Source organism: Haemophilus sp. CCUG 66565 (assembly GCF_001679495.1).
GTDB classification, from domain to species: domain Bacteria; phylum Pseudomonadota; class Gammaproteobacteria; order Enterobacterales; family Pasteurellaceae; genus Haemophilus; species Haemophilus haemolyticus_K.
In genome coordinates, this window is sequence record NZ_LZOX01000002.1 from 294005 (window position 1) to 316052 (window position 22048).

The 22048-nt window shown below is 38.0% G+C and carries 18 protein-coding genes and 1 other RNA gene; 11 read left to right on the forward strand and 8 right to left on the reverse strand.

The window, feature by feature from the left end:
• Window positions 1-13 precede the first annotated feature (13 nt).
• From bioD to apbC, 4 genes are all read right to left on the reverse strand, one after another.
• Window positions 14-745: a dethiobiotin synthase gene (gene bioD / locus A9501_RS02785; RefSeq protein ID WP_048953265.1), complete on the reverse strand. Its 732-nt coding sequence runs from the start codon at window positions 743-745 to the stop codon at window positions 14-16.
• A 102-nt stretch (window positions 746-847) separates the two neighbouring features.
• Window positions 848-1114, reverse strand: coding sequence for a YcgL domain-containing protein (locus A9501_RS02790; protein ID WP_048953264.1), 267 nt, complete (start codon window positions 1112-1114; stop codon window positions 848-850).
• A 3-nt stretch (window positions 1115-1117) separates the two neighbouring features.
• Window positions 1118-2146: an adenosine deaminase gene (gene add / locus A9501_RS02795; RefSeq protein ID WP_065264842.1), complete on the reverse strand. Its 1029-nt coding sequence runs from the start codon at window positions 2144-2146 to the stop codon at window positions 1118-1120.
• A 105-nt stretch (window positions 2147-2251) separates the two neighbouring features.
• A complete protein-coding gene (gene apbC, locus A9501_RS02800) occupies window positions 2252-3364 on the reverse strand; it encodes an iron-sulfur cluster carrier protein ApbC (protein ID WP_065264843.1) in 1113 nt (370 codons plus the stop codon).
• A 150-nt stretch (window positions 3365-3514) separates the two neighbouring features.
• Between apbC and metG the strand changes: the two genes are divergently transcribed.
• Window positions 3515-5563: a methionine--tRNA ligase gene (gene metG / locus A9501_RS02805; protein ID WP_065264844.1), complete on the forward strand. Its 2049-nt coding sequence runs from the start codon at window positions 3515-3517 to the stop codon at window positions 5561-5563.
• Between the two features lie 112 nt (window positions 5564-5675).
• Window positions 5676-6536, forward strand: a complete 861-nt coding sequence (gene tehB, locus A9501_RS02810; protein WP_065264845.1) for an SAM-dependent methyltransferase TehB — start codon at window positions 5676-5678, stop codon at window positions 6534-6536.
• Between the two features lie 67 nt (window positions 6537-6603).
• On the opposite strand, the gene dapD is transcribed toward tehB, so the two are convergent.
• Window positions 6604-7431 carry a 2,3,4,5-tetrahydropyridine-2,6-dicarboxylate N-succinyltransferase gene (gene dapD / locus A9501_RS02815; protein WP_065264846.1) on the reverse strand — a complete coding sequence of 276 codons (828 nt, stop codon included), beginning with the start codon at window positions 7429-7431 and terminating at the stop codon, window positions 6604-6606.
• A gap of 353 nt (window positions 7432-7784) precedes the next feature.
• Between dapD and purR the strand changes: the two genes are divergently transcribed.
• Both purR and ppc read left to right on the forward strand, forming a co-directional pair.
• Complete coding sequence (purR, locus tag A9501_RS02820) at window positions 7785-8792, forward strand: HTH-type transcriptional repressor PurR (RefSeq protein WP_065264847.1); 1008 nt, start codon at window positions 7785-7787, stop codon at window positions 8790-8792.
• A 186-nt stretch (window positions 8793-8978) separates the two neighbouring features.
• The gene (ppc, locus tag A9501_RS02825; protein WP_065264848.1) at window positions 8979-11618 is read left to right on the forward strand and encodes a phosphoenolpyruvate carboxylase; all 2640 of its coding nucleotides are present in this window, start codon (window positions 8979-8981) and stop codon (window positions 11616-11618) included.
• A gap of 37 nt (window positions 11619-11655) precedes the next feature.
• Here the strand turns inward: ppc and A9501_RS02830 are convergent, their stop codons facing one another.
• On the reverse strand, window positions 11656-13068 hold the full coding sequence (locus tag A9501_RS02830) for a YcjX family protein (protein ID WP_065264849.1): 1413 nt from the start codon (window positions 13066-13068) through the stop codon (window positions 11656-11658).
• 69 nt (window positions 13069-13137) lie between these two features.
• Between A9501_RS02830 and A9501_RS02835 the strand changes: the two genes are divergently transcribed.
• From A9501_RS02835 to A9501_RS02855, 5 genes are read left to right on the forward strand one after another with little or no spacing between them, the layout of a single operon-like run.
• Window positions 13138-14832 (forward strand): ABC transporter substrate-binding protein, encoded by a 1695-nt coding sequence (locus A9501_RS02835; protein WP_065264850.1) that lies wholly within the window; start codon window positions 13138-13140, stop codon window positions 14830-14832.
• On the forward strand, window positions 14832-15797 hold the full coding sequence (locus A9501_RS02840) for an ABC transporter permease (RefSeq protein ID WP_065264851.1): 966 nt from the start codon (window positions 14832-14834) through the stop codon (window positions 15795-15797). The genes A9501_RS02835 and A9501_RS02840 overlap by 1 nt, the downstream gene beginning before the upstream one ends.
• A complete protein-coding gene (locus tag A9501_RS02845) occupies window positions 15787-16674 on the forward strand; it encodes an ABC transporter permease subunit (RefSeq protein ID WP_065264852.1) in 888 nt (295 codons plus the stop codon). The genes A9501_RS02840 and A9501_RS02845 overlap by 11 nt, the downstream gene beginning before the upstream one ends.
• 3 nt (window positions 16675-16677) lie before the next feature.
• Window positions 16678-17727: a peptide ABC transporter ATP-binding protein gene (locus A9501_RS02850; RefSeq protein ID WP_065264853.1), complete on the forward strand. Its 1050-nt coding sequence runs from the start codon at window positions 16678-16680 to the stop codon at window positions 17725-17727.
• Window positions 17727-18524 (forward strand): peptide ABC transporter ATP-binding protein, encoded by a 798-nt coding sequence (locus A9501_RS02855; protein WP_065264854.1) that lies wholly within the window; start codon window positions 17727-17729, stop codon window positions 18522-18524. The genes A9501_RS02850 and A9501_RS02855 overlap by 1 nt, the downstream gene beginning before the upstream one ends.
• A 2-nt stretch (window positions 18525-18526) precedes the next feature.
• Here A9501_RS02855 and rnpB read toward each other — a convergent pair.
• An RNA gene (rnpB, locus tag A9501_RS02860) (RNase P RNA component class A) lies at window positions 18527-18903 on the reverse strand.
• A gap of 171 nt (window positions 18904-19074) precedes the next feature.
• Here rnpB and A9501_RS02865 point away from each other — a divergent pair.
• Both A9501_RS02865 and A9501_RS02870 read left to right on the forward strand, forming a co-directional pair.
• Window positions 19075-20010, forward strand: coding sequence for a KpsF/GutQ family sugar isomerase (locus A9501_RS02865; protein WP_065264855.1), 936 nt, complete (start codon window positions 19075-19077; stop codon window positions 20008-20010).
• A gap of 9 nt (window positions 20011-20019) precedes the next feature.
• Window positions 20020-20562 (forward strand): KdsC family phosphatase, encoded by a 543-nt coding sequence (locus A9501_RS02870; RefSeq protein ID WP_065264856.1) that lies wholly within the window; start codon window positions 20020-20022, stop codon window positions 20560-20562.
• Window positions 20563-20621: 59 nt separating this feature from the next.
• Here A9501_RS02870 and pntB read toward each other — a convergent pair whose 3' ends face one another.
• Window positions 20622-22046 carry a Re/Si-specific NAD(P)(+) transhydrogenase subunit beta gene (pntB, locus tag A9501_RS02875; RefSeq protein WP_065264857.1) on the reverse strand — a complete coding sequence of 475 codons (1425 nt, stop codon included), beginning with the start codon at window positions 22044-22046 and terminating at the stop codon, window positions 20622-20624.
• Window positions 22047-22048 lie beyond the last annotated feature (2 nt).

Sequence of the window (22048 nt, forward strand, 5' to 3'; positions counted from 1 at the left end):
TTTATTAAGAATTTTATTTAACTAATTCCGTTTTCATATACATTAAACGTTCAATATTTGTTAAATAATGCCCTAATTCCTGTTCTTCTGGTTTATGTAAATAGGGTATTTGTCCTAATAGAGGTGCCTCAATATGCTTCTCTAAAAGACTAATTATTTCAGCATAATGACCTAATAAAGGATTAACACGATTGGCTACCCATCCTAATAAAGGTACGCCTAGCTGTTGAATTGCTTGAACTGTCAATAAAGCATGATTAACACAACCGTCTTTAATTCCCACCACAAGCACTAAAGGCATTTTATGGGAAACAATCCAATCTGCAAAACTTTTTTCTTCTGACATCGGAGTCATTAATCCAAAGGATCCCTCTACCGCAACAGACTGATACTGGGAAGTTAAACGCATAAGATCCTGATTGATCTTCTCTAACTTAATTCTCGTTCTATCTTCTGTAAGCATCGGAAAACGATGAGTAAATGTATAGCTATTAATATCTTGATACTTTACATCCTGATTTGTTGAAGCCATCAATGTTAAAACATCAGAATTGCTGAAACTGTCATAATCTGAATCATTTTTCTCAACTTGAACTGTAGGATAAACCCCCTCCTCACCACAGCAGGCAATAGGTTTATATCCTACTATTTGAACACCCTTATTTTGTAAGGCTTGTATAATTGCTCGACAAGCAGTGGTTTTTCCCACATTTGTATCAGTCCCCGCAACAAAAAAGCTACTCATTTCGTTCTCCTTAAAAAAAGTGCGGGCGATTTTAAAAGAATTTTTGAAGAAAGAAATTGAGGTAACGCAAACTTTTGCTTTTTAGATTCAAAAATAAACAGATTATTTGATCTCACTCAAACTATTAAATAAACCATCATCCTGTTTAGGTATTTGTAAATAAAATCCCTGTTGTTTAATTTTTTCCAAAATCTCTTGATTATCTACAGAATGCAATCTTTTTGAGCCTAATAAATTAAACATCATCACGATTTCAGGTTTACCAAATTGCTCTAACAGTGCTTCGGGCAAAGAAGAAAAATCATCGCGTTTTGCTAAATATAAATAACTTCCTGGTTTCTTTTTACTTTTATAAATTGCACACAACATAAATTAATCTATTCCTTTCATTTTAATATATGTTTTTAATGCAATTTTATCTTCTATACTAAGAAATGATGCATTAATAGCATTATTCAGCAATTTTTTTGCTTCAAATTCAGTTAATTGATAATCAGACTCTAATAATTCAAATTCCTGTTTAATTTCAGTTTGTGATACGGTCATATTATCTGTATTTAGCGTCGCCATAATCCCCTTTTGTAAAAAAGTTCTAAGTGGATAATTTTTTAAATTATCAATTGCTTTTGTCTGTAAATTACTACAAGGACACATCTCTACTGCAATATGTTTTATAGCTAAATCAGACATAACTTGCTCAGATTCTACCGCTCGAATACCATGCCCAATACGACTAGCACCAAGATTAATTGCTTGTTGCACATTTTCGGCCCCAGCTGCTTCACCTGCATGAATCGTAAAAGGAATAGCAAGTTGATTAGCAAGCTGAAATTCTTGGGAAAAATTTTGGGTTGGATAACCTGCCTCTGGCCCAGCTAAATCCACCGCAACGACCCCGGCATCTTTTATAGTCAGATATTTTTTGGCTATATTAATAGTTTCTAAGTTATTTTCTAAAGAGCCAATTCCTCTTAAACAACATAAAATTAAATTTACTTTAAAAAGTGCGGTATCTTTTAGTCCTTGTTTTAAGCCAACTAATGCGGCTTCTACCACTTCTGATTGATTTAATCCCTTTTTTATATGAAGCTGTGGTGCAAAACGAATTTCAGCATAAACTACACCTTGTTTATCTAAACGTTTTACCAAGTCAAAAACTGCAGAAGAAATGGAATCTTGTGTTTGTAATAAAGAAACGGGAATTGCAAAACAATTTAAATATTGATTTAAATCACTACAATCTTTGGGCGCTGAAATTAATCTAAGAAGTGATTCAATGTCATTTACAGGTAAGTTGATGTTTTGTTTTTCCGCCCACTCAAAAATCCATTCAGGAGAAAGCGAACCATCCAAATGAAGATGGAGGTCTATCAAAGCATATTTTGATATATTTTTCATCATAATGATCCACCAAATAAAAAATTGCGCTAGATTTTATTGAGAAACAGTAAGAAGATCAACCCAGGAAAAAAACGGGCTGCAAATGCAGCCCTATCTTTTTATCGATTATTTCACTTCTTTAAATAAAATCTCACTTGGGATGACGGAACCTTGCCAGTAAAGTTCTGTAGAGACTTTCTCTGCGAGTTGTAGGAACGCTTGTGAAATTTCATTTTCAGGCACTCGCACAACTGTTGGATTGCCCGCATCTAAATCTTCACGGATACGAATGTGTAAAGGAAGTTGGGCTAATACTTTTACATTGTATTTTTCAGCCATTTTCTCTGCACCGCCTGTGCCAAAAATCGCTTCGTGATGACCGCACTCGCTACAAATGTGCATTGACATATTTTCTACAATGCCTAACACTGGCACAGATACTCGCTCAAACATTGAAATACCTTTCACCGCATCAAGCAAAGCAATATCTTGTGGAGTTGTCACAACTACTGCGCCAGTCACAGGGATTTGTTGTGATAAGGTAAGTTGAATATCACCAGTGCCCGGAGGCATATCGATAACAAGATAATCTAAACTATCCCATAAGGTTTCATTTAATAATTGGCTTAGTGCGCTACTCGCCATTGGGCCGCGCCAAATTGTTGCACTGTCTTCATTCATTAAAAAGCCAATAGAATTTGCAGATAAACCATGTGCTTTAATTGGGGTGATATGTTGATTATCTGGCGAAGTCGGGCGTTGATCCGCTGCGCCTAACATATGAGGAATAGAAGGGCCATAAATATCCGCATCTAAAATCCCAACACGTGCGCCTTGTGCCTGTAATGCTAAAGCTAGATTAACAGAAACCGATGATTTCCCTACACCGCCTTTGCCAGAACTCACCGCAATAATATTTTTCACACCTTTTACGGCTGGTTGATTATTCGCACGTTTAAGTGTGGCGATTTGATAAGTCACCGCCCATTTAATTGCTTTGCAATCTGTTGCTTTCAACAACGCATCTGAAACCGCTTGTTTTAACTGTTCTGCACCAGAATTCCATGCAAAAGGTAATTTCAATTCAATGCGTAAAGTATCGCCACCCTTTTCCACTTTTTTCAAAGTATTAAGCGCAATCAGGTCCTTTTGCAGAGTTGGATGCTGAAATTGTTGGATAATCTGCTGAACTTGATTTTGCTGCTCGGCAGTCAAATTATCAGAAAAGTAGGTTGCCATAATAACTTCCTGTTTAGTAGAGTAAATTTGTCGGGCATATTTAATCACGGAAAGTGCGGTATGTTAAGTTAAAGTTTTTCAAACTAGAAAAAAAGCCCTGTATCAGGTAAGATGTCCACAATTTTTATATGCTAAAAAAGAGAATAATAAATGACAACTCAACCCCGTAAAATTTTAGTCACTTGCGCCTTGCCTTATGCCAATGGGGCAATTCATTTAGGCCATATGTTAGAACATATCCAAGCGGATATTTGGGTGCGTTTTCAACGTATGCGTGGCAATAAAATCCATTTTGTCTGTGCGGACGATGCGCACGGTACGCCGATTATGTTGAATGCTGATAAACTTGGCATTACACCTGAAGAATTAATTGCCAAAGCAAAAGCCGATCACGTGCGTGATTTTGCAGGTTTCAATATTAGTTTTGATAACTACCATTCCACTCATAGCGAAGAAAACAAACAGCTCACTGCAGAAATTTACAATAAACTCAAAGCCAATGGCTTTATTAAGAGTAAAGTCATTTCTCAGTTATTCGACCCTGAAAAAAATATGTTCTTGCCTGATCGTTTTGTGAAAGGCACTTGCCCGAAATGTAAAGCAGAAGATCAATATGGCGATAACTGCGAAGTTTGTGCTTCTACTTATAGTCCAATGGATTTAATTAATCCTCGTTCAGCTGTTTCTGGCGCAACGCCTGTGGTAAAAGAATCTGAACACTTTTTCTTTGACTTACCTGCATTTGAAGGGATGTTAAAAGAATGGACACGTTCTGGCTCACTTCAATCTGAAATTGCGAACAAAATGCAAGAATGGTTTGAGAGTGGTTTACAACAATGGGATATTTCACGCGATGCACCTTATTTCGGTTTTGAAATTCCTGGCGCAAAAGATAAATTCTTCTATGTTTGGTTAGATGCGCCAATCGGCTATATGGCTTCATTCAAAAATCTATGCAATCGTGAAGGCATTGATTTCAATGAATTTTGGGCGGAAGGCAGCGATGCGGAACTTTATCATTTCATCGGTAAAGACATCGTTTATTTCCACAGTCTATTCTGGCCTGCCATGCTTGAAGGCAGCGGCTATCGTAAACCGACGAATGTGTTCACTCACGGCTATGTCACGGTGGATGGGGCGAAGATGTCAAAATCTCGCGGGACTTTCATTCAAGCCAGCACTTATTTGAATCATATCGATCCTGAATGTTTGCGTTATTACTATGCAGCAAAATTAAATGATCGCATTGAAGATTTAGACTTTAACCTTGAAGATTTCGTACAACGTGTAAATACGGATATTGTAAATAAATTAGTGAATTTAGCTTCACGCAATGCGGGCTTTATTGCGAAACGCTTTGAAGGCAAACTTGCAAATAAACTGGAAGATGAAACATTATTTGCAGAATTTACCGCTCAAGCCGAGCAAATCGCCGCTTATTACGAAAGCCGTGAATACAATAAAGCCATTCGTGAGATTATGGCATTAACGGATAAAGCCAATAAATACATTGATGAAAAAGCCCCTTGGGTGATTGCAAAAGAAGAAGGCAAAGAGGCAGAATTACAAGCAGTATGTTCAATGGGAATTGAGCTTTTCCGCGTGTTGATGTCCTACTTAAAACCTGTTCTTCCAAAATTGGCAGAACGTGCAGAAGCCTTCTTACAAACTGAATTACGTTGGGATAATATTCATCAGCCATTACTTGGCCATACTCTTGCACCGTTCAAAGCCTTATTCTCTCGTTTAGAGAAAAAACAAATTGATGCCGTTGTGGAAGAAACTAAAGCCTTATTTGCTGCAGCCAATAAAGCCGCAGAAAAAACCGAAGCAAAACCAACCGCACTTTCTGCCGTTGAACCTATTGCTGAAACCATCACCATTGATGATTTCGCTAAACTTGATATGCGTGTAGCAAAAGTATTGAAATGCGAAGCAGTACCAGAATCTAATAAACTTTTACGTTTTGAATTAGATCTTGGCGATCATACTCGTCAAGTCTTCTCTGGAATTAAAGCAGCTTACAATAAGCCTGAAGAATTAGAAGGTCGCTTTGTGATTATGGTGGCAAACCTTGCACCACGTAAAATGAAATTTGGCGTGTCTGAAGGAATGATTCTATCCGCAGGAACAGGCGGTAGTGATTTATTCTTGTTATCTGCCGATAGTGGTGTCACTGCAGGCATGCAAGTAAAATAATCAATTCAATCTAAATGAGGGCAACATTACGTTGCCCTTTTATTTTCTAGTTGAAAATAGGTGACTTATAACCTACTATAACACTCAACTATTTATCTGTTTGGAGAATATTATGAAAAACGAATTAATTTGCTATAAACAAATGCCAGTGTGGACAAAAGACAAATTGCCACAAATGTTCCAAGAAAAGCACAACACAAAAGTCGGTACTTGGGGGAAATTAACCGTATTAAAAGGTAAGCTTAAATTTTATGAGCTAACCGAAAATGGTGATGTTGTTGCCGAGCATATTTTTACCCCAGAAAGTGACATTCCTTTTGTTGAACCTCAAGCATGGCATCGTGTTGAAGCGCTTTCTGATGACCTAGAATGTACCCTAGGTTTCTATTGCAAAAAAGAAGATTATTTCAGTAAAAAATACAATATGACTACCACTCACGGCGATGTGGTGGATGCAGCAAAAATCATCTCGCCTTGTAAAGTATTAGATTTAGGTTGCGGACAAGGGCGTAATTCACTTTATTTAAGTTTATTAGGCTATGATGTGACTTCTTGGGATCACAACGAAAACAGCATTGCCTTTTTAAATGAAACCAAAGAGAAAGAAAACCTTAATATTTCTACCGCACTTTACGACATTAACTCTGCCAACATTCAAGAAAACTATGATTTTATTGTTTCAACGGTGGTGTTTATGTTCTTAAATCGTGAACGTGTGCCGTCAATCATTAAAAATATGCAAGAACATACCAATGTTGGCGGGTATAACTTAATCGTTGCGGCTATGTCCACAGATGATGTGCCTTGCCCGCTTCCATTCTCCTTCACCTTCGCTGAAAACGAATTAAAAGAATATTACAAGGATTGGGAATTCTTAGAATATAACGAAAATATGGGCGAATTACACAAAACCGATGAAAATGGCAATCGCATTAAAATGAAATTTGCCACAATGTTAGCGAGAAAGAAATAATCACTCATTTATAAAAAAATGACCGCCTTTATGAAAAAAGAGCGGCCATTATTTTATTTACGTTCTATTATTCTTCAATAGAACGTAATAATTCATTGATGCCAACTTTACCTAAAGTTTTTGCATCTACTTTTTTCACGATCACTGCGCAGTATAAACTATATTTTCCACATTTTGATGGAAGGCTACCAGATACCACCACAGAACCCGCTGGTACACGGCCGTAGTGAATTTCACCGGTTTCACGATCATAAATTTTGGTTGATTGACCGATAAATACGCCCATTGAAATAACACAGCCATCTTCTACGATAACCCCTTCCACCACTTCTGAACGTGCACCAATAAAGCAGTTATCGCCGATAATGGTGGGGTTAGCTTGTAATGGCTCCAATACGCCGCCGATGCCTACGCCACCAGATAAGTGAACGTTTTTACCGATTTGTGCACATGAACCAACCGTTGCCCAGGTATCTACCATGGTGCCTTCGCCAACGTAAGCACCAATATTTACATAGGATGGCATTAATACGCAATTTTTAGAAATGTATGCACCTTTACGCACCGTTGCAGAAGGCACAACACGGAAACCTTCTTCAGCAAAACGTTCTTCGGTGTAATCCGCAAATTTTAATGCTACTTTGTCGTAATATTTTGTTTCTGCTCCGTCAATGATTTGGTTGTCATTTATACGGAATGAAAGTAAAACCGCTTTTTTTAACCATTGATGTGTTACCCATTCACCATCAATTTTTTCTGCAACACGGTATTTACCTGAATCTAATCCTTCGATCACTTCCTCAATTGCCGCGCGCGTTTCCGCATCAACGGTTTTTGGGGTAATTTCTGCACGTTTCTCAAATGCAGCTTCAATAATTTGTTGTAAATTTGACATGATAATTCCTATTAGTTAATGAATAAAACGTTGTTATTTTTACCATACTTTTGCGTCTCAAGCAAAAACCTAAAAAAATACCGCCCTTTGTTTTCTAACAAAGCGCGGTAATTCATAAAATAAACACAATTAAAAAATTGATAGTGCTAGCCCTACAACAACAGTCATACTAAAAACAACCATTATCATGGCGTAACCAAAATCACTCATCTTTTTCTCCTAAATAAAAAATTTACGTACATTCTAGCAATATTTATTAGAAAAAATCATCTCTTTTACAAAAAAATTATAATAAAAGTAACGAAATATTCTATAAACCTTTATAATAGGAAAAATTTTCTAGGGGTCAATGTATGGCAACAATTAAAGATGTCGCAAAAATGGCTGGCGTATCTACCACGACAGTATCACATGTAATAAATAAAACGCGTTTTGTTGCAAAAGAAACAGAAGAATCTGTATTACTTGCAATTAAACAACTGAATTATTCACCAAGCGCTGTTGCAAGAAGTTTAAAAGTGAATACAACCAAATCGATCGGCATGATTGTCACCACTAGTGAAGCCCCCTACTTTGCTGAGATCATTCATTCCGTCGAAGAACATTGTTATCGTCAAGGTTATTCCCTTTTCTTATGTAATACACAAAATGATTCTGAAAAAGTAAAAAACCATCTAGAAATGCTAACAAAAAAACGGGTAGATGGTTTGCTGGTGATGTGTTCTGAATATACGCAAGACTCATTGGATTTGCTTTCGTCATTTTCCAGTATTCCAATGGTTGTGATGGATTGGGGCCCAAATGCCAATACAGATATTATTTATGATCATAGTTTTGATGGCGGTTATTTAGCAACCAAACACCTCATTGATTGCGGTCATAAAAAAATCGGTATTATCTGCGGTGAACTCAATAAAACTACTGCAAGAACTCGTTATGAAGGCTTTGTAAAAGCAATGGAAGAAGCTAAATTGACAATCAATCCATCTTGGGTACTGGAAGGTGCATTTGAGCCTGAAGATGGTTATGAATGTATGAATCGTTTGCTAGCTCAAGAGGAATTACCAACAGCTCTATTCTGTTGTAACGATGTCATGGCACTTGGTGCAATTTCTGCACTGACAGAAAAAGGGTTACGCGTGCCTGATGATATGTCTATTATCGGCTATGATGATATTCATGCTTCGCGTTTTTATGCGCCACCATTAACCACTATTCACCAATCTAAGCTACGATTAGGCAGACAGGCGGTAAATATTTTATTAGAACGAATCAGTCAAAAAGATCAAGGCGTTCAGCAATATAGCCGTATTGACATTGGCCCCGAACTTATTATTAGAAAATCCGTTAAATCAATTTAATAAAACTTATTAAAAATAAACCGCACTTTTTAAACAATCCATAAAAAGTGCGGTTCTTTTTTATCTATTTTTTAGCTTTTCTTGATTATCTTCAAGGTTTCCTTGAATAGCATTTGCCCTATCTTCTGTTTTTAGCTATATCTATCGACAACTTACGAATTTTTATTTTTACTTTTAGGAGTTCCTATGACACAAGAGTACCGCACTTTACGCAATAACATTAGTATGTTAGGGCGTTTTCTCGGAGAAACCATCAACGATGCCCAAGGTGCCGATATTCTCGAATTAATCGAAAATATTCGTAAACTTTCTCGTAATTCTCGTGCTGGCGATGATAAAGCAAGACAAGAATTGCTCGACACGCTCGGTAGTATTTCTAATGACAATATTATTCCCGTCGCGCGTGCTTTCAGCCAATTTTTAAACCTCACTAACATAGCTGAACAATATCAAACAATTTCGCGTGAACATTCTCTTGCACAAAGTTCTTCTCAATCCTTAAGCGAACTTTTCAAACACTTAAAAGAACAAAATGCCTCAGTGGAAGATGTGCATAAAACAGTCGAAAAATTATTAATTGAGCTGGTTCTGACCGCACATCCAACAGAAACAACACGTCGTTCACTCATTCATAAACACATTGAAATCAATAAATGTTTAAGCAAGCTAGAACATCATGATTTAACTGAAAAAGAACGCAATATTATCGAGCGTCTCTTACTTCGCTTAATCGCTGAAGCATGGCATACTAACGAAATTCGTACTGTTCGCCCAACGCCATTTGATGAGGCTAAATGGGGCTTTGCGATGTTGGAAAACAGTTTGTGGCAAGCAGTGCCAGAGTTTTTACGCCAACTAAACGAAACCGCCCGTGAATTTTTAGGTTACGATTTGCCAGTAGGATTAAAACCCGTTCGCATTTCCTCTTGGATGGGCGGCGACCGTGATGGAAATCCATTTGTCACCGCACAAATCACCAAAAAAGTACTTTATTTTGCCCGTTGGAAAGCGGCGGATTTATTCTTACAAGACATCAGCAAATTAGCCGATGAACTTTCAATGGTGAAATGTAGCGATGAATTTCGTGCTAAATACGGTGATCATTTAGAACCTTATCGCTTTGTGGTGAAAAATTTACGCAATCAACTTACGGCAACATTAGCTTATTTTGATGATCACCTATCAGATCGCACACCGCGCGTATCCGAAAGCGAGATTATTTTAGAAGATAATCAACTTTGGGAGCCGCTTTACGATTGTTATCAATCTTTAATTCAATGTGGCATGCGCATTATTGCAAATGGTTCATTGTTGAATATTTTGCACCGTATTAGTTGTTTTGGCGTGACACTTTCTCAAATGGATATTCGCCAAGAAAGCACACGTCACACCGATGCGATTGCTGAAATCACGCGCTATATTGGTTTAGGCGATTACTCTCAATGGACAGAAGACGATAAACAGGCTTTCTTAATTCGTGAATTAAGCTCACGCCGTCCATTAATTCCGCAAAACTGGACGCCATCACCAGAAACCAAAGAAATTTTAGATACTTGCAAAGTCATTGCTCAACAAAAGCAAGGCGTCATAGCTTGTTATGTTATTTCGATGGCACGTAGTGCATCTGATGTTTTAGCCGTTCATTTACTCTTAAAAGAAGCAGGCGTGCCATATCACATTCCTGTTGTACCGCTATTCGAAACCTTAGACGATTTAGATGCAGCCGAAAAAGTGATGACTCAACTTTTCAATGTGGGTTGGTATCGTGGCGTGATCAATAATCGTCAAATGGTGATGATTGGCTATTCAGATTCGGCAAAAGATGCGGGCATGATGGCAGCCTCTTGGGCGCAATATCGTGCACAAGAAGCCTTAGTAAATTTAACAGAAAAACTTGGCATTGAACTCACCTTATTCCACGGACGTGGTGGCACGATTGGTCGTGGCGGTGCGCCAGCACATGCGGCATTACTTTCTCAACCACCTCGTTCACTAAAAAATGGTTTACGTGTAACAGAGCAAGGCGAAATGATTCGCTTCAAACTGGGTTTACCCGCTGTGGCGGTAGAAACCTTTGATCTCTACGCCAGCGCTATTTTAGAAGCAAATCTTTTACCGCCACCAGAACCGAAACCAGAATGGCGCACTATAATGAACGAGCTTTCCACCATCTCTTGCAACATTTATCGTGGCGTGGTTCGTGGTGATAAGGATTTCGTGCCTTATTTCCGCAGTGCGACGCCAGAACAGGAACTCTCCAAATTACCGCTTGGCTCTCGCCCTGCAAAACGTAATCCAAATGGCGGCGTGGAAAGTTTACGCGCGATTCCTTGGATTTTTGCGTGGATGCAAAATCGATTAATGCTGCCTGCTTGGTTAGGTGCTGGTGCCTCTATCCGTCAGATTATTGAACAAGGCAAAGGCGATGTCATTCATGAAATGTGTGAAAACTGGCCGTTCTTTTCAACTCGAATTGGTATGTTGGAAATGGTATTTAGTAAATCGGATGCTTGGCTTTCTCAACAATATGATCAACGATTAGTGAAAAAAGAACTTTGGTACTTAGGCGAAAATTTACGTAAGCAACTTGAAGATGATATTCAAACTGTACTTTCACTTTCTCACCAAAGTGAATTGATGTCTGATTTACCTTGGATTGCAGATTCAATCGCATTGCGTAATATCTACACGGATCCGCTCAATCTACTGCAAGTGGAATTGCTTCACCGTTTCCGTGAAAATCCAGAGCAAGTAAATCCCGATGTAGAACAAGCATTGATGATTACCATCACAGGTATCGCGGCTGGAATGCGCAATACGGGCTAGCAAGATGAAAAAAGTGCGGAAAATTTTCCGCACTTTTTTATTCAAATCGATCACTTAATAAAAATTGTAAAACCGCATCCATTCTCAAATGAGGAATCGTTTCGCCTTGTTCTAAAGGCTGAGGTTCAAAACTATCGAAATCAAAGTGCGGTTGTTTTTGCCAAAATTCTGCTCTTGGTAATTTGCTCGGTACAGTGCCTGGATAAAGCGTAATAGGTTGTTTATCAATAGAACGAATCCCTTGAATTGCTTTAATTTCTTTTCCTTGCTGATTCACAATCACTTGCTTTGTGGTACGAACAGCAGCAATAGCGGTATATTCCGTATCGATTCCTTCAAATTCCACATGGCGACCACCCTCTTGCACAATTTGGCGCATTAAACTCACTAAATTAGGAATTTGATCACGAGTAATATGATCCGCCTTCGTCGCAACAAACATTAATCGATCAATTCGCGGAGAAAACAAACGATGAAGAAAATTTCTGCTGCCATAATGGAAATTATTAAATAACTGGTTTAACCCCATTTGCATATCTAAAAAGGCTTGCTGACTGTGATTTAAAGGCGTTAAACAATCCGCCAAAATAACTTGACGATCAAAAGTAGAAAAATAATTTTCGTAAAAACCTTTCACAATTTTATTGCGATAATAATCATAACGTTTTGTCAGTACGATAAAATAGCTATTCGATTTGGCTGTTTTTTTCAAGATTTTCCACTGTTCTTCCGAAAGATGAATTAATGGAAAAAATTGTAATGCGGGCGCCCCCTCTAAATCACTCGGCAATACAAATCGTCCTGGCTGAATAAATTGCATGCCTTGCGACTTACATTGGTGTAAATAATCCGTATAACTTTTCGCTATCTTAGCTAAAACATCTTCATTTGCGACCGCACTTAAATCCAAATCCTGTAACATGGGAAGCCAATTCTGTGCCAATTCTTCACGAACGCCAGTGGTAACCTTAATTTGCTCTTGTGACCATTGTTGAAAATCTAGATTTAACAGCGGCAAATCTAGCAGCCATTCCCCCGGATAATCAAAAATATCTAAATAAAGCGTGCCGCGTTCTTTCAAATGGCGTAGCAATCCAGATTGACGTTGAAAACGAATTGCTAGACGTGTTTCACTCACGCCACGAGTAGATTGAAACCACTGAGGCGGATTTTGTGACAAATCATTTAAATTACTTTCATAATCAAAACGTGGCACGCTGAGATCTTGTTGAGATACTCGTTTCACCGCCAAGATCGCACCATTTCTAGCTGCTTCAAACAAGGGCAAATGCTGTGATGAATTTTGATTAATGGAGAGAAGTTGATTGATTAAACTTGTAATAAACGCTGTTTTTCCACTCCGACTTAACCCTGTTACCGCCAAACGTAAAGTGCGGTCAAAACCACGATTAATAAATTGATTGATTTCGTTTTGAACCCTATTAAACATTCAATATCCTAGCCATTTTTACTAATATGCCTTACAATTTGGCACATAATTTATCACAATGCATTTGTTATGTTACGCAAAAATCTTACGTTTTTCTGCTTTCTATTTGGTATTGGCTTGAACTCCGAACCTCAAGCGGCTCCACGCGTACCAGAACACCTAACAGAAAACGGACTAACTTATTGTACTAATGCCTCGGGATTTTCTTTTAATCCTCAAACTGCCGATGCAGGCACGAGTATGAATGTGGTAACAGAGCAAATTTATAACAAACTTTTTGAAATAAAAAACCATAGCGCAAATGTTACGCCTGTGCTTGCTCAGTCTTATACTATTTCACCTGATGGAAAAGAAATATTAATCAATTTGCGTCGTGGTGTTAAATTTCACCAAACGCCATGGTTTACCCCAACACGCGATTTTAATGCAGAAGATGTAGTATTTTCTATTAATCGGGTACTTGGCCATACAACTTATTTGCCACAATTAAGCGAAAACCTTATTACGTATAAAAATCCACAGTATCGTGTATTTCATGAACAAGCTAAGAAGGTACATTTCCCATATTTTGAAAGTATAAAGCTAAACGAAAAAATTAAATCCGTTACCGCTCTTTCACCTTACCAAGTCAAAATTGAGTTATTTACACAAGACTCATCTATTTTGTCACATCTTGCTAGTCAATATGCAATTATTTTCTCACAAGAATATGCGTATCAACTCAGTGCCGATGATAATCTTGCCCAATTAGATACCCACCCTGTTGGTACGGGGCCCTATCAAGTGAAAGACTATGTATATAACCAACATGTCCGCTTAGTGCGTAATGAAAATTACTGGAAAAAAGAAGCGAAAATCAAAAATATTGTTGTTGATCTTTCTACTGACCGAAATGGTCGTTTAGTTAAATTTTTTAACAACGAATGCCAAATTGCTTCTTATCCTGATGTTAGCCAAATTGGTTTATTAAAAAGCGATGACAAACACTATTATATGCAATCTACTGATGGAATGAACTTGGCATATTTAGCATTTAATTTTGATAAGCCGATCATGCAGGATCGTACTATTCGGGAAGCTATCTCGCAAAGTTTAAATCGGGCGCGTATTATTCACAATATTTATCATAATACAGCAACTGTTGCGAATAATATTATTCCTGAGGTTTCTTGGGCATCAAATGTGAATAGCCCAGAATTTGAGTTTGATTATAATCCCAAAATTGCTCAAAAAGTCTTAAAAAATAAACATCTTTCACTTAATTTATGGGTCATTAATGAAGAACAAGTATATAACCCCGCACCGTTTAAAATGGCTGAAATGATAAAATGGGATTTAGCACAAACCGGAGTTGAAATTAACGTTCGAGCAGTGACACGTACTTTTTTAAGTGAACAACTTCGTAATAAAACAGAAAATTATGATTTAATTCTTACAGGATGGTTAGCAGGGAATCTTGATCCTGATGGTTTTATGCGACCAATTTTAAGTTGTAATACACAAAATGAAGTAACTAACTTATCTAATTGGTGTAATCAGGATTTTAATCATTTAATGGATAGTGCTATTGCAACAACACACTTAGCAGAACGTGTTCGTTTTTATAACGATGCTCAAAATCTCGTATTACATGAATTACCCATTATTCCCATTGCGAATGTAAAACGCATCTTAGTTGCCAATACTCGTGTAAAAGGTGTTGAAATGACTCCTTTTGGTAGCCTAAATTTTTCGACTTTACATTTAAGTAAGGAGAAACCTTAATGTTGTGGTCTGCTATTCGTCATATTATCTGGGTAATCATATTATTATTAGTATTATCCTTAATCAGTTTTATGATCTTATTGCGTGATCCACTCAATGCTGATCTTGTCACACAAAATATCTATAACGCTTATTACGTCTATTTAAAAACATTGTTACAGGGTGATTTTGGCATCACTTATAACGGAGGAAAATCCTTAATTGATTTAATTTTGACTGTATTACCTCCTACTCTAGAGCTTTGCTTTACTGCACTTTTATTAGCTTTTATCTTTGGCTTACCTCTCGGTATCATCAGAGCAGTCAGTTCTCAACAAATTTTTGCTAAAAGTTTACAAAGTTTATCCTATTTAGGTTTATCCATTCCTATATTTTGGCTTGCACCTCTTTTACTTTATACCGCCTCCATCAATCATTGGGAGATTGCCGCTATAGGACAATATAATTTACTCTATGAAATCATACCGATTACAGGCTTTCCAGTTATTGATGTTTGGTTCGTTAATGAGCCATATCGCACTAAGATTATACAAAACGTCTTACAACATCTAGCATTGCCTACGCTTGTTTTATGTATTTTGCCTACAATGGAAATTATTCGTCTTATTCAACAACGGGCTGAATACATTCTTTGTCAAAACTTTGCTAAAGTAGCAACAACACGAGGTTGGTCAAAATGGAAAATTTTACATCAATATGTTTTTCGTAATACCCTTCCATTATTGATACCCCAAGTGCCACGTGTATTTACACTTGTGCTAACGCAATGTATGTTAGTCGAAACAGCACTTGGTTGGCCTGGTATTGGTCGTTGGCTTATTAATGCTGTAGCTGAACAAGACTATAACAGTATTGCAGCAGGCGTTATAGTTATTGGTATATGTATTATTTTAATTGATACCTTAATTAAAAGTATCACTTTTATACTCGATCCATTTAAAAAGAAAGGTTGGTATGCAAGATAAAGAACCTGAAGAATTTCGAGAAAATACCTCAATATTCCAAATTTGGCTACTATTTCGCAAAAATACCATTGCGTTGTTCAGCTTTTATTTATTAGCGTTGTTAACTCTGACCGCACTTTTCAGCAGTTGGATAGCGCCTTATTCTGATAACACACAGTTTGTTGGGCAAGAATTAATGCCACCATCTTGGGTTGATAAAGGACAAATAGCTTTTTTCTTTGGCACAGATGATCTAGGACGAGATATTTTAAGTCGCTTAATTATGGGTACTCGCTATACCCTGGGCTCTTCCTTATTAGTACTCATTGCCACCGCACTCATTGGAGGGGCCCTTGGCATTATTGCTGGTATGTTAAAAGGGATAAAGGCACGTTTTGTGGGACATATTTTCGATGCTTTTTTATCTTTACCTATTTTACTTATTGCAATCATCATTTCCACATTAATGGAGCCTAGTTTATGGAATGCTATGTTTGCAACGCTATTCGCAATTTTACCTTATTTTATCCATGCTATTTATCGCGCAATTCAAGAAGAATTAAAAAAAGATTATGTCATCATGCTCAAACTTGAGGGGATTTCTAACTGGACATTATTAAAAACCACCATTTTGCCTAATATCACAGTTGTGTATATTCAAGAAATCTCACGGGCTTTTATTGTTGCAGTACTAGATATCAGCGCACTAAGTTTTATATCTCTTGGCGCTCAACGTCCTACACCAGAATGGGGAGCGATGATCAAAGATTCACTTGAGCTACTCTATCTTGCGCCATGGACAGTACTTTTACCTGGTTTTGCTATTATTTTCACCATTTTACTCAGTATTATTTTTAGTAACGGCTTAATTAAAGCCATTAATCAATATTATGAATAACTTATGGCACTATTAGATATTCGCAACTTAAATATTGAAATAAAAACACCAAACGGTCGCATTAAAATTGTGGACGGTATTAATTTATCACTCAATGAAGGAGAAATCGGTGGACTTGTGGGTGAATCAGGTTCTGGTAAAAGTTTAATCGCCAAAGTTATTTGTAATGCGGTCAAAGAAAACTGGATTATCACCGCAGATCGTTTCCGATTTGACGATGTAGAATTACTAAAGCTTAATCCAAATCAACGTCGTAAACTTGTCGGTAAAGAAATATCTATGATTTTCCAAGATCCTCTTTCTTGCCTTGAACCAAGTCGAAAAGTCGGTAAGCAGATTATCCAAAATATTCCTAATTGGACATTTAAGGGAAAATGGTGGCAATGGTTCGGATGGAAAAAACGCCGTGCTATTGAATTATTACACCGTGTTGGTATTAAAGATCACCATGATATTATGTCCAGCTATCCAAGCGAACTTACTGAAGGTGAAGGTCAGAAAGTAATGATTGCTATTGCCGTAGCAAACCAACCTCGTCTACTCATTGCAGATGAACCTACGAATACGCTAGAATCTACGACTGCACTACAAGTTTTTCGATTACTTTCTAGTATGAACAAAAACCAAGGTACGACTATTTTACTTGCAAGTAACGATATTAAAAGCATCAGTGAATGGTGTGATCACATTTCTGTTCTTTATTGTGGACAAAATGCTGAATCTGCCCCAACAGAAATATTATTAGCGTCGCCACACCACCCCTACACTCAATCATTAATCAATGCGATCCCGGATTTTACTCAGCCTTTAGGATTTAAAACTAAATTAGGTACATTAGAAGGAACAGTACCAATTCTAGAACAAATGCCTATAGGTTGTCGCCTTGGACCACGTTGTCCTTTCGCACAAAAGAAATGTATTGAAAAGCCTAACAAGACCAAAATTAAGCAACATGAATTTTCTTGCCATTACCCCGTTAATCTTCGCGAGAAAAATTTTAAAGAAAAAACCACTACTACACCATTAACGCTCCATCGTAAAGGAAATGAATAATGCCGTTATTAAAAGTAGAAGATTTAACTAAAACCTTCAAAGCTCGAAAACGCTTATTTGGTACCAGCTATTTTAATGCAGTAGAAAATATAAGTTTTTCTCTTGAACGCCACCAAACAATCGCTATTATTGGGAAAAATGGCTCGGGAAAATCCACATTGGTCAAAATGATCGCAGGTATAATTTCACCCTCTTCAGGTCGTATTATATTTAATCATCATGAATTACAACATGATGATATCCAATACCGAGCCCAGCATATTCGCATGGTCTTCCAAGATGCTAATTCAGCTTTCAATCCACGATTAAATATTGGTGAGATACTTGATACCCCTTTACGTCTGGCTACTAATTGGGATGAGTCGCACCGTAATCAAAAAATCTTTGATACACTTTTACTTGTTGGACTTTATCCTGATTACACCAATTTAAAAATCAAAAACCTTTCTGTAAGCCAGAAACAACGAATTGCATTAGCTCGAGCTCTTATTCTATCACCTGAAATTATCATTATTGATGATGCACTGGGTAATCTTGATGCTTCCGTACGCATACAACTACTCAACTTAACATTAGATTTACAACAACGGCTTGGTATTTCCTATATTTATGTTGGACAAGATCTTGGCATGATTAAACATATTACCGACCAAGTTATTGTGATGGATGAGGGAAAAATGATTGAATATGGGCCACCAAGAACATTATTTAGCGCACCACAAACTGAAATTACTCGTCGTTTAGTTGAAAGTCATTTTGGAAAAATTCTTGATGAGAATGCTTGGATAAATAATTAGAAAAATTGAGTTGGTCGATAAGCCGAGTTCTGTCGTGGACAATCATTCCTCTAGGCGACAAATTACTCTGCCGCTCAAGCAACCTACCCGAATCCTGAGCGGGCCACTCATTGGATTCCTATTTGGTCTTGCTACGAGTGGAGTTTACCCTGCTGCCAACCGTTACCGGAGGCACGGTGCGCTCTTACCGCACCCTTTCACCCTTACCGTTTACACGGCGGTCTGCTCTCTGTTGCACTGGTCGTCGGCTCACGCCGCCCGGACGTTATCCGGCACTCTGCCCTGTGTAGCTCGGACTTTCCTCTCGTTTACTTGTCCCACTAGGTCGTATAAATACGGTTAAGGGCTTCAATAAACCAGCGATTGTCTAACCAACTCGGCGCGTAGTATAGGGGTAATCATTAGTGAGGTCAATAAAATCCCCAATTTTTAGATATTACGCGTCAATCTTATAAACAATAATGCCTAGCTTGCATCGAATTTTTCATTCGTATTTTTTTATGATTCCGCTAAAATAACGCCAATTTCAACCGCTCTTTTAGGAAGAAGAATGAACTATCTAAAAATCGCCCAGGATTCCCTTTCAGTGGAAAGTAACGCACTTTTACAACTCAGCCAACGTTTAGGTGAAGATTTTAATCAAGTTGTCGATTTAATCCTTGCTTGCGAAGGACGATTAGTCATCGGCGGGATAGGCAAATCCGGTTTAATCGGCAAAAAAATGGTAGCGACATTTGCCTCTACGGGCACCCCAAGTTTCTTTTTACATCCAACGGAAGCCTTCCACGGCGATTTAGGTATGTTGAAACCAATTGATATCGTGATGTTAATTTCCTATAGCGGTGAAACCGATGATGTCAATAAACTAATTCCAAGTTTAAAAAATTTCGGTAATAAAATTATTGCCGTGACGAGTAATAAAAATTCCACACTCGCACGCCATGCAGATTACGTTTTAGATATTACTGTTGAGCGAGAAGTGTGTCCAAATAATCTCGCGCCAACAACGTCGGCACTTGTAACGCTTGCGCTTGGCGATGCACTCGCTGTGTCGCTCATTACGGCACGCAATTTCCAACCCGCTGACTTTGCCAAATTCCATCCAGGTGGTAGTCTTGGTCGCCGTTTACTCTGTAAAGTAAAAGATCAAATGCAAACTCGTTTACCAATTATCAAACCGGAAACCAATTTCACTGATTGCTTAACTATAATGAATGAAGGCAGAATGGGCGTTGCATTAGTCATGGAGAATAATCAATTAAAAGGCATTATTACGGATGGCGATATTCGTCGAGCATTAACAACAAACGGCGCTGATACCTTAAATAAAACTGCACAAGATTTTATGACAAACTCACCTAAGACAATTCACCAAGATGAATTCCTAGCAAAAGCAGAAGACTTTATGAAAGCGAAAAAAATTCACTCGCTAGTCGTTATTAATGATGAAAATCACGTAGTGGGTTTAGTCGAATTTTCAAGCTAAGGAATCCCAATGCAACAAAAATTAGAAAACATTAAATTTGTCATTACCGATGTAGACGGCGTGCTCACCGATGGACAACTTCATTATGATGCCAATGGTGAAGCGATTAAAAGTTTTCATGTGCGAGATGGTTTAGGCATAAAAATGCTGATGGATGCAGGTATTCAAGTAGCAGTGCTTTCTGGTCGAGACTCCCCTATTTTACGTCGTCGTATTGCCGATCTTGGTATTAAATTATTCTTTCTTGGCAAACTTGAAAAAGAAACGGCTTGTTTTGATCTTATGAAACAAGCAGGCGTCACTGCCGAGCAAACCGCTTATATTGGTGATGATAGCGTAGATCTACCCGCCTTTGCAGTGTGTGGAACTTCTTTTGCTGTGGCTGATGCCCCTATTTATGTGAAGAATGCTGTTGATCATGTACTTTCCACTAATGGAGGAAAAGGCGCATTCCGTGAAATGTCCGATATGATTTTACTGGCACAGGGAAAATCTTCTGTGTTTGATAGTGCCCAAGGTTTCCTAAAATCAGTGAAAAACATGGGACAATAAAATACCTAAAAATAAACCGCACTTAGCAATCCCAAGTGCGGTTATTTTTAGATGTATTTTTATAATGCTTTTAAGATATCTTCAACACGATCTTTTGCATCACCAAAGAGCATTTGCGTATTCTCTTTGAAGAATAATGGGTTTTGTACGCCAGCGTAACCCACTGCCATTGAACGTTTGAAAACAATCACATTTTGTGCTTTCCATACTTCCAATACAGGCATTCCCGCGATTGGGCTATTTGGATCTTCCATCGCAGCTGGGTTTACCGTATCGTTCGCACCGATAACCAATACCACATCAGTATCAGCAAAATCGTCGTTGATTTCATCCATTTCAAGTACCACATCGTAAGGTACTTTCGCTTCGGCTAAAAGCACGTTCATGTGGCCAGGTAAACGTCCTGCAACAGGGTGAATACCAAAACGAACGTTCACACCACGTTCACGCAATTTTGCCGTAATATCAGCGACTGGATATTGTGCTTGTGCCACAGCCATACCATATCCCGGCGTGATAATCACAGAACTTGCATTTTTCAACAATTCGGCCACTTCTTCTGCCGTAGTTTCACGGTGTTCGCCTTGTTCTTCGCTTGAAGAAACTTGAACATCGTTACCAAAACCACCCGCAATTACGCTCACAAATGAACGGTTCATTGCTTTACACATAATGTAAGAAAGAATTGCACCAGAAGAACCAACAAGCGCACCTGTTACGATGAGTAAGTCATTATTCAACATAAAACCCGCTGCAGCTGCTGCCCAGCCTGAATAGGAGTTAAGCATTGATACCACAACTGGCATATCAGCCCCACCGATTGATGCCACTAAGTGCCATCCAAATGCAAGCGCAATCGCTGTCATTAATAACACAGGGAAAATGCTTTCTGGGTTATTTAAGAATGCAACCATCAATAATGCAGATACCACAAGTGCAGCTAAATTTAATTTATGGCGATGTGGCAACATTAATGCTTTTGAATTAATTTTTCCGCTTAATTTACCAAATGCGACAACAGAACCAGTGAAAGTTACTGCACCGATAAAGATACCTAAAAATACTTCGACATTATGAATATTTGTTAATACTGCTTGCTCTGCTACAAATGCGGCTTGTGCTGCTACATCTAATCCTTCTGGTATTAATGCCTCATGGTGTAAACCATAGCTATTAAAACCCACAAGCACAGCTGCTAAACCGACGAAACTGTGAAGAATCGCCACAAGTTCTGGCATTTCAGTCATTTCTACCTTTAATGCACGTTGAACACCGATTGCACCACCGATGATCATTGCAATAATGATCCAAAATGTTCCTTCAGAATGAGGTCCAAAAATTGTTGCGATAAGGGCAATGGTCATACCAACAATACCGAACCAACAACCCGCTTTAGCAGTTTCATGTTTAGAAAGTCCTGCCAAGCTCATAATGAAAAGTAATGCTGCTAAAATATACGCAGCCTGTACTAAACCTTCAGACATTG

Bases quoted from the DNA above. Each gene is read 5' to 3' on its own strand.
- purR (WP_065264847.1), top strand. From the start codon at position 7,785: ATGGCAACAATTAAAGATGTCGCAAAAATGGCTGGCGTATCTACCACG.
- ppc (WP_065264848.1), top strand. From the start codon at position 8,979: ATGACACAAGAGTACCGCACTTTACGCAATAACATTAGTATGTTAGGG.
- add (WP_065264842.1), bottom strand. From the start codon at position 2,146: ATGATGAAAAATATATCAAAATATGCTTTGATAGACCTCCATCTTCAT.
- tehB (WP_065264845.1), top strand. From the start codon at position 5,676: ATGAAAAACGAATTAATTTGCTATAAACAAATGCCAGTGTGGACAAAA.
- A9501_RS02835 (WP_065264850.1), top strand. From the start codon at position 13,138: ATGTTACGCAAAAATCTTACGTTTTTCTGCTTTCTATTTGGTATTGGC.
- dapD (WP_065264846.1), bottom strand. From the start codon at position 7,431: ATGTCAAATTTACAACAAATTATTGAAGCTGCATTTGAGAAACGTGCA.
- pntB (WP_065264857.1), bottom strand. From the start codon at position 22,046: ATGTCTGAAGGTTTAGTACAGGCTGCGTATATTTTAGCAGCATTACTT.
- A9501_RS02790 (WP_048953264.1), bottom strand. From the start codon at position 1,114: ATGTTGTGTGCAATTTATAAAAGTAAAAAGAAACCAGGAAGTTATTTA.
- A9501_RS02855 (WP_065264854.1), top strand. From the start codon at position 17,727: ATGCCGTTATTAAAAGTAGAAGATTTAACTAAAACCTTCAAAGCTCGA.
- A9501_RS02865 (WP_065264855.1), top strand. From the start codon at position 19,075: ATGAACTATCTAAAAATCGCCCAGGATTCCCTTTCAGTGGAAAGTAAC.
- A9501_RS02840 (WP_065264851.1), top strand. From the start codon at position 14,832: ATGTTGTGGTCTGCTATTCGTCATATTATCTGGGTAATCATATTATTA.
- A9501_RS02845 (WP_065264852.1), top strand. From the start codon at position 15,787: ATGCAAGATAAAGAACCTGAAGAATTTCGAGAAAATACCTCAATATTC.
- apbC (WP_065264843.1), bottom strand. From the start codon at position 3,364: ATGGCAACCTACTTTTCTGATAATTTGACTGCCGAGCAGCAAAATCAA.
- A9501_RS02850 (WP_065264853.1), top strand. From the start codon at position 16,678: ATGGCACTATTAGATATTCGCAACTTAAATATTGAAATAAAAACACCA.
- bioD (WP_048953265.1), bottom strand. From the start codon at position 745: ATGAGTAGCTTTTTTGTTGCGGGGACTGATACAAATGTGGGAAAAACC.
- A9501_RS02830 (WP_065264849.1), bottom strand. From the start codon at position 13,068: ATGTTTAATAGGGTTCAAAACGAAATCAATCAATTTATTAATCGTGGT.
- A9501_RS02870 (WP_065264856.1), top strand. From the start codon at position 20,020: ATGCAACAAAAATTAGAAAACATTAAATTTGTCATTACCGATGTAGAC.
- metG (WP_065264844.1), top strand. From the start codon at position 3,515: ATGACAACTCAACCCCGTAAAATTTTAGTCACTTGCGCCTTGCCTTAT.